The organism is Spirilliplanes yamanashiensis (assembly GCF_016863475.1).
GTDB lineage: Bacteria > Actinomycetota > Actinomycetes > Mycobacteriales > Micromonosporaceae > Spirilliplanes > Spirilliplanes yamanashiensis.
Window position 1 is genome coordinate 1 of the sequence record NZ_BOOY01000017.1, and the last position, 13,616, is coordinate 13,616.

The window sequence follows — 13,616 nt, forward strand, 5'->3', positions numbered from 1 at the left end:
CGGGCGGCCGCCGCAGCCGGCCGCGGCGGGCGTCGGCGGCGGTCGTGCCGGTGTCGCGCATGCTGCTCCCCTGTCCGTGCGAGGTGCCGCGCATACCCGCCGCGGGCCCGTTCACGCGCGGTGCGGCGGCGGTATGTCGCGGCGCCGCCTGATCGATCGTCGGGCGCCGCCTGACGCAGCGGCCCGGCCCCGCCGCACCGCTTTCCCTCAGCGGCGCCACCCAGCGGCCGACAGACGTGGCGTGAGCGTGCGGGTGAGCTGGACATGACGTGGGCCGAGATCGCCCAGCCGGTGCTGGCCGGGCTGGCCGGGATGCTGGGCGCCTACGTGGCCGAGTCCGGCCTGGGGACGCTGCGGCGCCGGGGGCTGTGCCCGCAGCGCTGGAACCGCGACCGCTGACCGCGAGCTCGACCACCGCGCCCCGGCCCGGCCCCCCACGCGATAGGCCCGCCGCGGCGCTTGCCCGGCGCAACGGACTCCGGGCCCGCGCCCGGCCCCGCACCTAACCCCCCCACCTGGTCCCCCTCGCCTGGCTCCCAGCCGAGCCCCGCGCCGGACACGGCGGTGCCTGCCGTCGCCGGGCCGCCCGGCGGTGCGCCCGCGCGATGCCCGGCGACCGGCCACCGCGCCGCTACGGTGGCGGGATGGCCGCTGAGATCCGCCCCGATCCCGAGACCGGCGACTGGCACATCGTCGCGCCCGGCCGGGCGGCGCGGCCGTCCGACCACGCGGAGCCGGCGGACGGCCGGTGCCCGTTCTGCCCGGGCAACGAGGCGCTCACGCCGCCGGAGGTGCTGCGCCACCCGGCCGCGCCGCAGCCGTGGCGGGTGCGGGTGTTCCCCAACCGGTACGCGGTGGTGGGTCCGGCCGCCGGGCCGGCCGCCGACGGCGGCGCGCGGGCGGCCACCGGGGCGCACGAGGTGGTGGTGGAGTCGCCCCGGCACGACGCCGAGCTGCGCACCGCCCGGCCTGGCGACGTCCTGGCGGTGCTGGCGGCGATGCGCGACCGGTGCCGCGCCCTCGCCGCCGCCGGGCCCGCGGCGATCGTCGTGTTCCGCAACCACGGGGTGGCGGCCGGCACGTCGCTGCGGCACCCGCACAGCCAGATCGTGGCCCTCGACGACGCGCCGCCGGGACTGGTGCGGCGCTGGGACAACGCCCGCCGCCACTTCGACGGCACCGGCCGCTGCCTGCACGACGACCTTGCCGCGGCGGAACGGGCGGCGGGCACGCGGGTGGTGCACGACGCGGGCGGGGTGCTGGTGTACCAGCCGCGGGCGGCCGGGGTGCCGCACGAGACGGTGCTGCTGCCCGACGACCGCTCCCCCGGCCTGGCGGGCGCCTCCGACGACGCGCTGGCGGCGGTGGCCGGCGTGCTGCCCGGGGTGCTGGCCGGCCTGGCGGCGGTGCGCGACGACCCGGCGTACAACCTGGTGGTGCACGCCGGGCCGGTGCGCGACGGCACCGCGCGGGACTGGTACCGCTGGCACGTCGGCCTCTACCCGCGGCTCACCCGCCGGGCCGGGCTGGAGATCGCCACCGGGCTGTCGGTGAACCCGGCCGCGCCGGAGCAGACCGCCCCGGAACTGCGGCGGGCCGTCCTGGCGGCCTCGACGACGACGGGGCCGTGACACGGAACGGCCCGGGGGCGCGATGCGCCGCCGGGCCGTCCGGGGTGGCCGGTGGGTCAGTTGCGGGTGAGCCGCGGCGCCACCTCGGCGCGACCGACCTTCTCGGACCAGTCGGCGCCGAGCAGGACGAACGCGTGGTAGCCCTTGCGCATGCCGCTGAGCTTCAGCGACCACTTGCCCTTGGACACCTTCACCCGCACGCCGCAGTACTTGTCGATGTCCGCGTCGGACCGGATCTTGCGCCAGGTCTTCTTGGCGGTGTAGCAGTACTCGGACGTGGCGGTGAACCGGTACGGGTAGACCCACACGGTGCGCAGGCCCGCGCCCTTGTCCGACGCCGTGCCGCGCAGCGTCTTCCACGACGACACCTTGTTCGCCTTGGACTTCGCCGGCTTCGTGAAGCCCACCTTCGGCTTCCACGAGTCCTTGCGGACCGAGATCTTGCCGACGAGGATCGCCGCCGAGGTGCCGTTGGCGTTGGTGAACTTCGCGCGGATCGTGTACGTGCCCGGCTTCACCGGCTGGTCGCGGCTGTTCAGCCAGTAGAACGTGTCGAAAGACTGGTTCTTGCCCTTCAGCGGCTGCACCCAGCCGTCACCCCAGTCGATGTCGATCGCCTTGGTGCCGCTCGGCACCTTGGAGATCGTCACCTTGAACTTCTCGCCCGGCCAGACGGCCTTCTTGCTGAGCTTGTAGGCGCCCGGGACGGTGATGGTCATCGCCGGCTTGTCGATCTTCGCCTTGGCGGGGTTGCCGGCGGCGTCGGTCAGCGTCACGGAGACCGTGAACTTGCCGGCCTTGGTGTACGACTTGGTCGCCTGCGTGGCGCCCGGCGCGAGGGTGACGGGCGCGCTGCCGTCGCCCCAGTTGACGACGCGCCGGATCTGCGCGGCCTCGGTCACGTTGTCGGCGAGGGCGTTCTGCTTCAGCGTGGCCGTCTGGCCGACCCAGAGGCCGGTGGTGGACAGCACGAACGTGCCCGTGGGCGCCGTCTTGTCGACCGGCGGGGTGGTGGGGGTGGCGCTCGGCGTCGGCGCCGGGGTGGTCGCCGTCGGCTGCGTCGCGGTCGGCTCGGCTGTGACGGTGGGCTCGGCGGTGGCGGTCGGCCCGGCGGTCGCGGTGGGCCCGGCCGTCGCGGTCGGCTCGGCGGTCGCGGTGGGCTCCGCCGTCGCGGTCGGCTCGCCGGTCGGGTCCGTGGTCGGCTCGGTCGCCGTGGGCTCCGGGGTGGCGGTCGGGGTGGGGTCCGGCTCGTCGCCGGCGGCGGACGCGCCCAGCGTGCCCGGCGCGGCGTCGAAGCCGCCGGCGCGCGCGCCCTGGCCGCCGTGGGCGCCCGGCTCGGCGGCCAGGTCCGGGACGTGGCCGAGCACCTGCTCGATGCCGAACGGAGCCGGCTGGGCGACCTGCCGGGCGATCGGGTGCAGGGAGGCCCCCGTGGACGGCGCGGACGCCGACGTGGTGGCCACGGCGGCCGTGGCGCTCAGGGCCACGCCGGCCAGAAGCGCGCCGCCCAGGGCGATGCCCAGGAACGGACGCGGAACGCGTGACAACATCTCTCTCCTTCTGCGGAACCGCCACGCAGGAGGCAGGACGACATGGCGCGGCGGCGTCGTGCGGACGCCCGCGCACCGTGCTCGGAAATGACCCCCCGTGGTCAGCGGGAGCACCGTACCGGAGAGGGGTGACGATCTTCAATCCCGTTCCGGGCGTCAGCGCCGCGGGGTGCCGTCCAGATAGCGCAGGACGGCGGCGACCCGCCGGTCGGCGCGGTCGTCCGGCGCGAGGTCGAGCTTGGCGAAGATGCTGCGGATGTGCTTGTGGACGGCGCCCTCGGTGATGAACAGCCGCTCGGCGATGGCCGCGTTGCCGAGGCCCTCCGCCATCAGCGCCAGCACGTCGCGCTCGCGCGGGCTGAGCCGCTCCAGCTCGCCGCCGGGGCGGGTGCGGGCCATCAGCTGGCCGACCACCTCGGGGTCGATGGCGGTGCCGCCGCCCGCCACCCGGTGCAGCGCGTCGAGGAACTCGGCTACCCGGCCGACGCGCTCCTTCAGCAGGTAACCCAGCCGGTCGGCGCCCCCGGCCAGCAGGTCGGTGGCGAACGCCTGCTCCACGTACGCCGACAGCACCAGCACCGCCAGGCCGGGCCGGCGGCGGCGCGCCTCGACGGCCGCGACGATGCCCTCGTCGGTGTGGGTGGGCGGCATCCGGACGTCGACGATGGCGACGTCGGGCTCGTGGGCGTCCACGGCGGCCAGGAACTCCTCCGGCGAGCCGGTGGCGGCCACCACGTCGAGCGACTCGGCGCGCAGCAGCAGCGCCAGACCCTCCCGCAGCAGCGCGTCGTCCTCGGCGATCACGATCCGCACGGCAGCTCCACCCGCATCGTCGTCGGCCCGCCGGCCGGGCTGGTCGTCTCGAACACGCCGTCGTACGCCTCGACCCGGCGCCGGATGCCGGCCAGGCCGGAGCCGCGGGCCTCGTCGGCGCCGCCGTGCCCGTCGTCGTCGACGCGCACCAGCAGCCGGTCGCCGGCCCGGCGGACGGTGACGACGGCGCGGGTCGCCCCGCTGTGCCGGACGACGTTGGTGAGCGCCTCGGCGACGGCGAAGTAGGCGGTGGCCTCGGCGGAGGCGGCGCACCGACCCGGCACGTCGACGTCGACGCGGCACGGCACCCCGCAGCCGCCCGCGAGGCCGGTCAGGGCCCCGGCGAGCCCGCGGTCGGCCAGCACCGGCGGCAGGATGCCGCGGGCCACCGCGCGCAGCTCGGCCAGGGCCTGCTCGGCGGCGTCCTGGGCCCGGCCGAGGGCGGCGTCGGCGGCCGCCGGGTCGCGGGTCAGCGCCCGGCGGGCGGCCCCGAGCAGCACGGTGACGCCGACCAGCCGGTTCTGCGCGCCGTCGTGCAGGGACCGTTCGATGCGTCGCAGCTCGGCCGCGTGCGCGTCGAGCGCGGCGGCGCGGGTGGCGGTCAGCTCCGCGACGCGCAGCGACAGGTCGGCGTCGACCGGGGGCGCCAGCAGCCGCCGCCCGGGCCACGCCTGCAGCCGCGCCATGCCGGGGCTCAGCCCGACGACGACGGCGAGCCACCCGATGCCGGACAGCGCGACGACGAGCGCGTCGGGCAGGCCGTCGACCCGCCAGAACCACAGGCCGGGGCCGCCGGCGTCGGGCGGGACGAGCCGGAACCAGAGCGGGAACGTGAGGCTCTGCACCGCGTACAGGGGCAGGGTGAGGCCGAACAGCCCGATGCCGAAACCGGCGGTGGCGTGCACTACCAGCCAGGCGACGTCCCGCCGCGCCGCGGGGTCGCGCAGGGCCGCGCGCACGCCGCGGGGCACCGGGGGCGCCCCGATGAGCTCCGGGCCCCACCGCGACAGCCGCGCCCGCTCCCGGTCGGCGACCACGCGGGCCACCTGCAGCGCGGACGGGATCAGCAGCACCCCGACGCCGGCGAGGCAGGCGAGCGCGACGATCAGGAGCCAGACCAGCGCGGCCAGCGCCGGCAGGGCCGTGGCCAGCCCGCCGACGAGGTGTTCCAGGCCGTCGACGGCGTCGCGGACGCGGCCCAGCACGTAGCGCCGGCCGGCGCCCGGGCGCCCGGCGGCCTGCTCACCGATGGTCATCCCACCTCCCGGCCTGGACCCTAGGCGAACCGGTGGCACGCGGACAGGCCACCGGGCAGAAAGGGCAGCCTGCTGTACCACCGCCGGCCCGCTGGCGGGATCGTCCGCGGCGCCGGCCGTTCCTAGCGTGGAGGTCGTCCCGTCCACCACGACCGAGGAGCGACCATGACCGACCACATCCCCGCCACGCCTGCGCCCGCCGACCCCGCCCGGCACGCCGCCCCGCGCGGCGGGCTGCTGCGGCCCGCGCTGTGGTTGCTGCTGATCGTCAGCGCCGCCGTCAACGCGCTCGTCTCGATCCTCGAGCTGCCCCTCGCCGTCGGGATCGCCTCCGGACTGGTGACCCTCGGCTGCATCGGCGCGCTGGTCGCCCACCACTACCGGTCGCGGAAGGACTGAGCCGCGGCATTCCGCTCAGGTCCGGCGCCCGCCCGCCGACGTACCGGCCGATCAACGGTTGTCGGAGGGGTGCAGACGGTGGCGCTGAAGCGGATTCTCGCGATGCTCGCGGTGGCGGGCACGACGATGCAGGGCGTCACCGCCACCGGGCCCGCGGCCGCGCCGGCGGCCGCGCCGGCGTCCGCCGCGCCCGCCTCGGTCTGGCACGCCTTCGACGGCGGGTACGACGGCGGGAGCTACGGCGGCAGCTACGGCGGCAGCAGCTACGGCGGCGGCAGCAGCTACGGCGGCGGCAGCGGTTACGACGGCGGCAGCGGGTACGACGGCGGCGGCTCCGGCGGGTACTCGTCGCGGGACATGTGGGACTCCGACGGCACCACCACCACCGCGCCGGCCACGATGCAGGCCGTCGCGCAGGCGATCGGCGCCGACCGGATGCACGCCGCCGGGTACACCGGCCGGGGCGTCGGCATCGCGCTCATCGACACCGGCGTCACCAAGGTCCCCGGGCTGGCCGGCGCGAACGTCGTGCACGGGCCGGACCTGTCGTTCGAGAGCCAGAACGCCACCACCCGCTACGTCGACACGTTCGGTCACGGCACCCACCTCGCCGGCATCATGGTCGGCAACGACCGGACCACCGGCTTCCAGGGCGTCGCGCCCGGCGCCAAGCTGACCTCGGTCAAGGTGGGCGTGGGCGACGGCTCCGTCGACGTGGTGCAGGTGCTGGCCGCCATCGACTGGGTGGTGGAGCACCGCCGCGACGACCCGATGAACCCGATCCGGGTGCTGGCGCTGGCGTACGGCACGGACAGCGCGCAGGACTACCGCACCGGGCCGCTGGCGTTCGCCGTCGAGCAGGCGTGGAAGGCGGGCATCGTCGTGGTGGTGGCGGCCGGCAACGGCGGCACGACGGCCACCCGCCTCGTCAACCCGGCGTACGACCCGTTCGTCCTGGCGGTCGGCGCGGCCGACGACCGGGGCACGGCGTCGCCGTCCGACGACGTCCTCGGCGCGTTCTCCAGCCGCGGCGACACGGCCCGCCGCCCCGACGTGGTGGCGCCCGGCCGGTCCCTGGTCTCGCTGCGGGCGCCCGGTTCGACGATCGACGTGGCGTACCCCGGTGCGCGCGTCGGCTCCGCCCGGTTCAAGGGCAGCGGCACCTCGCAGGCGTCCGCCGTCGTCGCCGGCGCCGTGGCGGGCCTGCTGCAGGCCCGGCCCACGCTCACCCCCGACGACGTCAAGGACCTGCTGCGCCGGACGGCGACCCCGCTGTCGCGCGCGGACGCCGGCGGCCGGGCGGGCGAGGTGTCGGTGTACACGGCGGCCCGGACCGCCGTCAGCGGCACGCGGCAGGCGTACACCGCGTCCACGGGCATCGGCACGCTGGAGGCCGCCCGCGGCACCTCCCACGTCACCCTCGACGGCGTCGCCCTCACCGGCGAGAAGGACATCTTCGGCAACGCCTTCGACACCCGGGCGTGGGCCCGGGCCAGCGCGGCCGGCACGTCCTGGAACGGCGGTTCGTGGATGGGCGTCGGCTGGACCGGCACCACGTGGACTTCCGGCGGCAGCGGCCTCGCGTGGTCCGGGCGGGCCTGGTCGGGCCGGGCCTGGTCGGGACGCGCCTGGTCGGGCACGACGTGGTCCGGCACGGCGTGGGCCGGCAACGGGTGGAGCGGCGCCGGCTGGCCGGGCCGCTGACCCGGACGGTGCGAACCCTGCAGTGGCGCACCGGCCGGACGAATGAGAGGCACGACCGGTCGCTGTGGTGCTGGGGGCAACAACGCCAACGGCCGGCCCGGCCTCGGCGACACGGCCCGGCCGCACCGCCCCGGCGCAGGTCCCCGGACGGGGTCGCGCTGGGCGTGTCGGCCGGCCGGTACGCCACGTACGTCATCGAGTGAGCGGTCAGCGCCCGGCGCACAGCGCCGCGTCGACGGCCTCGGAGACGTGGCTGGTCATCTCCAGCGACGTCGGCAGCGCGGTCACCGCGACGACGGCGCTGCGGCCGTCCTCGGTGGCGAGGTTGCGGGTCTCGAAGCCCTGGATGTCGCCGCCGTGGCCCCAGGCGTGGCCGCCGCAGGACAGGGTGTGCCGGGCGACGCCGAGGCCGTACTCCCAGCCCTCGGTCGGCTCGAAGCCGGGGGCGGCGACGGTCTGCGTCAGCGCGGCCTGCTGCGCGGGCTTCAGCAGCTTGCCGGCCAGCAGGGCCTCGAAGAACCGGCGCAGGTCGCCCGGCGAGCCGATCAGCTGGCCGGCCGCCCAGCCCAGGGACGGGTCCATCCGGGTCACGTCGATCCACGGCGCGCCCGGCTCCAGGGCGACGTAGCCGCGCGGGTGGCGCCCGGCGATGCGCTGGTCGCCCACGCCCGGCCAGTACGTGTCGCGCAGCCCCAGCGGCTCGATGATGCGCCGGGTGATCTCCTCGCCGACGGGCCGCTCGGTGACGCGCTCGACGACGAGCCCGGCCAGGACGTAGTTGGTGTTGCTGTACCCCCACTTCTCCCCCGGCGCGAAGACGGCCGGCCTGGTCAGCGCGGCGTCGACGAGCCGGCGCGGGTCGTAGTAGGAGCCCGCCTTGTCCACCAGGTCCTGCGCCTGCGTGAACAGCACGTCGTCGTAGTCGGGCAGCCCGCTGGTCTGCTGGAGCAGCTGCCGGACGGTGATCTTCCGGCCGTCGATGCCCTCGCCGCGCACCAGCCCGGGCAGGTACCGCTCGACGGTCTCGTCGAGGCCGATCCGGCCCTCGCCGACGAGCTGCAGGACGACGACGGCGGTGAACGGCTTGGTGTTGCTGCCGATGCGCACCTGGCCGTCGCGGGGCACGGCGCGGCCGGTGGCCAGGTCGCCGACGCCGGCGGTGTAGTCGCGGACCCGGCCGCCCGCGCCGCGGACGGACGCCAGGGCGCCGGGGAAACCGTCCCGCTCGACGAGTGCGTCGAGCCGCTGCTGGACGGTGTCGGCGCGGCCCGGCCGGCTGTCCGCGAAGGCGGCGGGCGCGGTGAGGGCGGCGCCGGCCGTGAGGGCGGCCAGCGCACCGGCGGCGAGGGGCAGCATGCGGCGGCGGTTCTTCGGCTTCGTGGTCATGTCGTCTCCTCGACTGGTGCCTGTGGGTACGGCTCCAGCCTCGGCGCACCGGGACCCGATCTCGATCCCGCGTGCTGCCGGACCGGCGGTACAGCAGGCACTACTGCGCTGTCGTACCCCGGTGGCATAGTCGGCGGCGTGAGCACAGACCTGGCGGACCTGCTCCGCCGTCATGTCGAGGCCGGCACCGTGCCCGGGGCGGTGGCGCTGCTCGGCTCGGCCGACCCTTCGGCCGAGCCGGAGGTGGCCGCCGCCGGGGTGGCGGCCGTGGGCGGGGCGCCCCTGCGCGACGACGCGATCATGCGGATCCAGTCGATGACCAAGGTGATCACCGCGGTCGCGGCGCTGCGCGTGGTCGAGGCGGGCCGGCTGGGGCTCGACGAGAGCGTCGAGCGGTGGCTGCCCGAGCTGGCCGATCGCCGGGTGCTGACCTCCCCCACGGCGGCGCTCGACGACACCGTGCCGGCCGCGCGCCCGATCACCCTGCGCCACCTGCTGACCAACGGCTCGGGCTACGGCATGGCGATCGCCGACTCGCCGCTGAAGGACGCGATGGCCGCCAACGGCACCGAGGCCGGCCCGGAGCCGCCGGCGCTCGGCGCGGACGAGTGGCTGGCCCGCCTCGCCGAGCTGCCGCTGGCGTTCCAGCCCGGCGACGGGTGGCGCTATCACCACTCGTTCGGCGTGCTCGGCATCCTGCTGGCGCGGCTGGCGGGCCGGCCGCTCGGCGAGCACCTCGACGACGACCTGTTCGGCCCGCTCGGCATGGCCGACACCGCGCTGTGGGTGCCGCCCGGCAAGCTCGACCGGCTGCCGGCGGCGTACCGGCACGACGACGGCGGCCTGGTCGAGACCGAACCGGCCGGCGGCGGCTTCTACGCGGGCCCGCCGGCCGTCGCCGTCGACCACGGCGAGCTGGTCTCCACCGCCCGCGACTTCTTCCGGTTCGCGCGCGTGCTGGCCGCCGGCGGCGAGGGCCTGCTGTCCGCCGAGCACCTGCGCCTGCTGACCACCGACCAGGTGGCCGCCCACCTCAAGACGCCGGACAGCTTCTTCCCCGGCTTCTGGGACGGCATGGGCTGGGGCTTCGGCGTGGGCGTGCAGACCGAGGGCCCGCGGCGCGGCCGGTACGGCTGGGCCGGCGGCCAGGGCACCGACTTCTTCGTCGACCCCGGCGGCACGGTCGGCATCCTGCTCACCCAGGTCGAGCTGGGCGAGCACGTGTGGCCGCTCGTCGGCGAGTTCCAGGAGCTGCGCCCGGCCGCCTGACCAGCCCGGGTCCGGTCAGCCGGCGGTGTCGAGGATCTCGATGTCGTCGACGTAGCCGCGGAACAGGCCGGTCCCGCCGGGCCGGTCGTAGCCGATCCGGATCTCGTCGACCGTGCGCCCGGCGAGCACGCCGAGGGGCACCTCCACGAGGTTCCACCGGCCGGTCACCAGGTGCCCGCCGGCGCCCTGGGCAGCCGGGTGAGCGCGCACGCCGTGCTGGTCGGTGGCGCCGGAGTCGCGCAGGCTCGACCGGTCCGTCATCGCGAGGTCGATCGCGACGGACGCCCCGGCCGCCTGCTGCGGCAGGATCCGGTACCGCAGCACGGTCGCGGCCGTGACGGGCACGTGGACGTCGAAGACCCGGTTGTACGAGTACGACACGGTCGCGCTGCGGTCGTCACCGGAGTACATGAGCGCCCCCGTGCCGGTGTGCGCCAGCTCGACACGCCGGCCGCTCTCCATGGCGGTCAGCCCGCAGCAGTAGCCGCCGACGCCGGACGCGCCCGCGACGGTGTCCGTCCACGTCGGCGGGTCGTCCGCCTCCAGGCCGGAGCGGACCAGCGGCCAGGGCGCGCCGGCGCCGAGCACGGGGCCCAGCGCGGCGTGGAACAGCGCACCCATGCGGGCGAACCCGGCGTCGCCCGGGTGGATGCCGTCGGCCAGGTCGCCGACCGCGACGGCGCCACGCAGGTCGACGTGCCGCACGGCCCGGCCCTGCGCGGCCTTGCGCGCCATGAGGTCCGCCACGGCGGCGTTGAACGCGTCGACCCGGGCCCCGGCCGCCGCGTCGCGCAGGGGCAGCAGCGAGGACGTCAGCACGGTGGTGCCGGGCGACCGTTCGAGGATCCGGTCGACGAGCGCGCCCAGCCGCTCCGGGGCGGTGGCGGCCTGGTGGTTCTGCAGCATGTCGTTGGTGCCGACGTGCACGAGCACGACGTCCGGGCGGTAGGTGGCGAGCCAGCCGTCGAGCTGCGCGGCGACCTGGTCGATGCGCCACCCCGAGTGCCCCTCGTTGTCGCGGTCCGGCAGGTCGCCGGACTGCTGCGAGCCGACGAAGTCGACGGCCACGCCGGCCTGGGTGAGCCGGCGCAGCAGCTCGGCGCGGTAGCCGTTGCCGGTGCTGGACCCCACCCCGTTCGTGATCGACGCCCCGAGCGGCATGATCCGCACCGGTTCGGCGGCGCGGGGCGGGCACGGCGGCGAGCGCGGCCGCGAGGGAGACCGCGCAGGCGAGCGCGACGGCGTACACCGGGGTCCGCTTCATGGCCGCCCTTTCCGGGGTGTGGGGACTGCCCCGCAACCTAGGGGCGGCGACCCCGCCGGGCAAGTGACGGGCGTCGATCCGGCCACCACGACTGCCCGAACGCCCACCGGCACCACTATCCCGACGGTCGCGGCGTACGCGGCCCGCACGAGTGGCGGGAGGTGGGCGGCGTGGCAGACGTGCGCCGCCCGGCGCGACCACAGGACTGCCTGCTCGCTGCGCTGGGCTGCCCGCGGCGGGCGCCGCCCGGCTCAGTTCCTCAGGCCGACGGTGAGCAGCACGACGGCGTCGTCGAGCGCCTCCAGGGTGTGCCGGGCGGCCGGCACCACCAGCAGGTCGCCGGCGGCGCCCGTGACGGCGTCGCCGCCCGCGGCGGCCAGCCGCACCCGGCCGCGCAGCACGTGCACCGTCGCCTCGCCGGGGTTCTCGTGCTCGGCGAGGGTGCGGCCCGCCGCGAGGGCGATCAGGGTGTGCCGCAGGGCGCGGTCGTGCCCGCCGTAGACGGTCTCGGCGCTGCGGCCGCCGGCGGCGGCGCGCGCGGCGGCGAGGTGGCGGTCGGCGAGGGCGGGCAGGGACGACGTCGTCATGGGTCCGACCCTGCGCCGCCACCGCCGCACCGGCCAGGGCCGTTGGTCCCGTCCGGCCGGGACGGCGCAACGCGCCGGAGGCGATGGGGTCATCGCCTCCGGCGCGGAGCGGTTAGCCGGACCGGTGGGCCGGTCAGGGCTGCCAGTGGGTGGCGCCGGTGCCGCTGAGCCACGGGCCCGACTGCCACGTCGAACCGGACCAGACCGCCGAGTTGAACGTGGCGCTCGACCACGCGCGGCCGGTCCAGGTGGCGCCGGACCAGGAGATGTCCGACCAGGCCCGGCCCGACCAGGCGCGGCCCGACCAGGCGCGGCCGGTCCAGTTGCCCTGGCCGTCGGCCGGGACGCCCCAGCCGTCGCCGGTCCACGGGCGGCCCATCCAGTCGCCGCCCTGCCAGGCGGTGCCGGCCCGGCTGGCGGCGGCCCAGGCGGCGGTGTCGAACGGTCCGAACAGGTCGTTCTCGCCGGTCAGCGGGATCGTGTCGGTGTCCAGCGCGACGTGGAAGCTGCCGCGGGCCGCCTCCAGCGAGCCGTTGCCCTCGGCGGCGAAGTAGTACGGGCTGGAGGTCACCAGCGGGTCGGTGACGGCCAGGCCGACGTCCAGCGCCTTCGCGCCGGTCTCCCGGACGTTCTTCAGCCGCAGGCCGCGCGTCATCAGGGTCATCTTGATGTCGGCCGGGGTGGCCGCGGGGTACCGCTGCACCAGCAGGGCGGCCGCGCCGGACACCACCGCGGCGGCCTGCGAGGTGCCGCTGCCGCGGAAGTGCAGCTCGCCGACGCGCGCCGACGGGTTGCGGCTGTCCACGAAGGAGCCGGGGTTGCGCAGCGACACCAGGGAGCGGCCGGGGGCCAGGACGTCCAGGCGGCGGTTCGTCATGCCGGTGACGCTGCTGAACGCCGACAGCCGGTCGTCGGCCGGGGCCGTCGTACCCACCGTGTCGGTGGCGCCGACGACGACGGGGTTGAAGTCGATGGCCGGGGACGTGATCTCGCCGCCGGTGTTGCCCGCGGCGACGACCACGACGATGCCGGCCTTCCAGGCGTTCTCGACGGCGGCGGTGAGCGGGTTCTGCTCGCGGCGCAGCGTGCTGTCGGTGCCGTAGGACAGGTTCAGGACCTTGATCGGGTGGGCGGGGTCGTCGTTGCGGTGCTCGACCACCCAGTCGATCGCGGCGAGCATCTGCGACACGTCGACGGCGCCGTTGGCGGCGGCCACCTTCAGCGAGGTGAGCTTGGCGTCGGGCGCGATGCCGCGGAACCCGGTGGCGGCGTCGCGGCCGGCGATGATGCCGGCCAGGTGCGTGCCGTGGCCGTAGGTGTCCTTGTGCAGCAGGCCGGGCACCTGGCTCTCCAGCGACAGGTCGGGGCCGTTGACGACGTTGCCCGCGATCAGCCCGGGCACCGGCACGACGCCGGTGTCGATGAGCGCGACGCCGACGCCCTTGCCGGTGTACCCGGCCCGGTGCGCGACGTCGGCCCGGATCGCCCGGGTGACCTCCGGCAGCTTCGCCGCCGCCGGGTCGAACGCCCAGTCGGCCGGCGGCGCCGGCGCGGTGGACGTGGTCGTGACGGGCGTGGTGGACGTACCGCCGGGGCGGGCGGCGGACGCCGGTGCGGCGAGGCCGGCGACGGCCACCCCGGTGGCGGCGACGACGGCACAGGCGCGGCGTGTGAGAGGCGATCCCGACTTCATGTGGGCGAGCATCGGCGGCCTCCCCCGGGACTTGAAGCTTTCCCGCCGCCGGTTCCGGGCCGGT

General features: G+C 76.5%; 12 protein-coding genes. 5 read left to right on the forward strand and 7 right to left on the reverse strand.

From position 1 onward, the window contains the following. Positions 1 to 264 precede the first annotated feature (264 nt). Together Sya03_RS31525 and Sya03_RS11975 are read left to right on the forward strand one after the other, a co-directional pair. Positions 265 to 399, forward strand: a complete 135-nt coding sequence (locus Sya03_RS31525; protein ID WP_275411444.1) for a hypothetical protein — start codon at positions 265 to 267, stop codon at positions 397 to 399. 245 nt (positions 400 to 644) lie between these two features. Further along, positions 645 to 1,631, forward strand: coding sequence for a galactose-1-phosphate uridylyltransferase (locus Sya03_RS11975; RefSeq protein ID WP_203938331.1), 987 nt, complete (start codon positions 645 to 647; stop codon positions 1,629 to 1,631). Positions 1,632 to 1,687: 56 nt separating this feature from the next. On the opposite strand, the gene Sya03_RS11980 is transcribed toward Sya03_RS11975, so the two are convergent. From Sya03_RS11980 to Sya03_RS11990, 3 genes are all read right to left on the reverse strand, one after another. Then, complete coding sequence (locus Sya03_RS11980; RefSeq protein ID WP_203938332.1) at positions 1,688 to 3,181, reverse strand: hypothetical protein; 1,494 nt, start codon at positions 3,179 to 3,181, stop codon at positions 1,688 to 1,690. A gap of 156 nt (positions 3,182 to 3,337) precedes the next feature. Continuing rightward, positions 3,338 to 3,994, reverse strand: a complete 657-nt coding sequence (locus tag Sya03_RS11985) for a response regulator (protein WP_203938333.1) — start codon at positions 3,992 to 3,994, stop codon at positions 3,338 to 3,340. Further along, positions 3,982 to 5,250 (reverse strand): sensor histidine kinase, encoded by a 1,269-nt coding sequence (locus tag Sya03_RS11990; RefSeq protein WP_203938334.1) that lies wholly within the window; start codon positions 5,248 to 5,250, stop codon positions 3,982 to 3,984. The genes Sya03_RS11985 and Sya03_RS11990 overlap by 13 nt, the downstream gene beginning before the upstream one ends. A gap of 165 nt (positions 5,251 to 5,415) precedes the next feature. On the opposite strand from Sya03_RS11990, the gene Sya03_RS11995 reads away from it, so the two are divergent. Then, positions 5,416 to 5,649: a hypothetical protein gene (locus Sya03_RS11995; protein ID WP_203938335.1), complete on the forward strand. Its 234-nt coding sequence runs from the start codon at positions 5,416 to 5,418 to the stop codon at positions 5,647 to 5,649. Positions 5,650 to 5,727: 78 nt separating this feature from the next. After that, entirely contained in the window at positions 5,728 to 7,353 is a 1,626-nt protein-coding gene (locus Sya03_RS12000) for a S8 family serine peptidase (protein WP_203938336.1), read from the forward strand. 207 nt (positions 7,354 to 7,560) lie between these two features. Here Sya03_RS12000 and Sya03_RS12005 read toward each other — a convergent pair whose 3' ends face one another. Further along, on the reverse strand, positions 7,561 to 8,739 hold the full coding sequence (locus Sya03_RS12005) for a serine hydrolase domain-containing protein (protein ID WP_203938337.1): 1,179 nt from the start codon (positions 8,737 to 8,739) through the stop codon (positions 7,561 to 7,563). 138 nt (positions 8,740 to 8,877) lie between these two features. Between Sya03_RS12005 and Sya03_RS12010 the strand changes: the two genes are divergently transcribed. Beyond that, positions 8,878 to 10,008 carry a serine hydrolase domain-containing protein gene (locus tag Sya03_RS12010; RefSeq protein ID WP_203938338.1) on the forward strand — a complete coding sequence of 377 codons (1,131 nt, stop codon included), beginning with the start codon at positions 8,878 to 8,880 and terminating at the stop codon, positions 10,006 to 10,008. Between the two features lie 15 nt (positions 10,009 to 10,023). Here Sya03_RS12010 and Sya03_RS12015 read toward each other — a convergent pair whose 3' ends face one another. The 3 genes from Sya03_RS12015 to Sya03_RS12025 form a co-directional block, all read right to left on the reverse strand. After that, complete coding sequence (locus Sya03_RS12015; protein WP_203938339.1) at positions 10,024 to 11,169, reverse strand: SGNH/GDSL hydrolase family protein; 1,146 nt, start codon at positions 11,167 to 11,169, stop codon at positions 10,024 to 10,026. Positions 11,170 to 11,523: 354 nt separating this feature from the next. Continuing rightward, a complete protein-coding gene (locus tag Sya03_RS12020) occupies positions 11,524 to 11,859 on the reverse strand; it encodes a cupin domain-containing protein (protein WP_203938340.1) in 336 nt (111 codons plus the stop codon). A gap of 133 nt (positions 11,860 to 11,992) precedes the next feature. Further along, complete coding sequence (locus Sya03_RS12025) at positions 11,993 to 13,552, reverse strand: S8 family serine peptidase (RefSeq protein WP_203938341.1); 1,560 nt, start codon at positions 13,550 to 13,552, stop codon at positions 11,993 to 11,995. Between the last annotated feature and the right edge of the window lie 64 nt (positions 13,553 to 13,616).

What these genes read in the sequence shown, in the direction of transcription:
- Sya03_RS11990 (WP_203938334.1), bottom strand. Translation starts at nt 5,250, where the DNA reads ATGACCATCGGTGAGCAGGCCGCCGGGCGCCCGGGCGCCGGCCGGCGC.
- Sya03_RS12015 (WP_203938339.1), bottom strand. Translation starts at nt 11,169, where the DNA reads ATGCCGCTCGGGGCGTCGATCACGAACGGGGTGGGGTCCAGCACCGGC.
- Sya03_RS11980 (WP_203938332.1), bottom strand. Translation starts at nt 3,181, where the DNA reads ATGTTGTCACGCGTTCCGCGTCCGTTCCTGGGCATCGCCCTGGGCGGC.
- Sya03_RS11975 (WP_203938331.1), top strand. Translation starts at nt 645, where the DNA reads ATGGCCGCTGAGATCCGCCCCGATCCCGAGACCGGCGACTGGCACATC.
- Sya03_RS12005 (WP_203938337.1), bottom strand. Translation starts at nt 8,739, where the DNA reads ATGACCACGAAGCCGAAGAACCGCCGCCGCATGCTGCCCCTCGCCGCC.
- Sya03_RS11995 (WP_203938335.1), top strand. Translation starts at nt 5,416, where the DNA reads ATGACCGACCACATCCCCGCCACGCCTGCGCCCGCCGACCCCGCCCGG.
- Sya03_RS31525 (WP_275411444.1), top strand. Translation starts at nt 265, where the DNA reads ATGACGTGGGCCGAGATCGCCCAGCCGGTGCTGGCCGGGCTGGCCGGG.
- Sya03_RS12020 (WP_203938340.1), bottom strand. Translation starts at nt 11,859, where the DNA reads ATGACGACGTCGTCCCTGCCCGCCCTCGCCGACCGCCACCTCGCCGCC.
- Sya03_RS12025 (WP_203938341.1), bottom strand. Translation starts at nt 13,552, where the DNA reads ATGAAGTCGGGATCGCCTCTCACACGCCGCGCCTGTGCCGTCGTCGCC.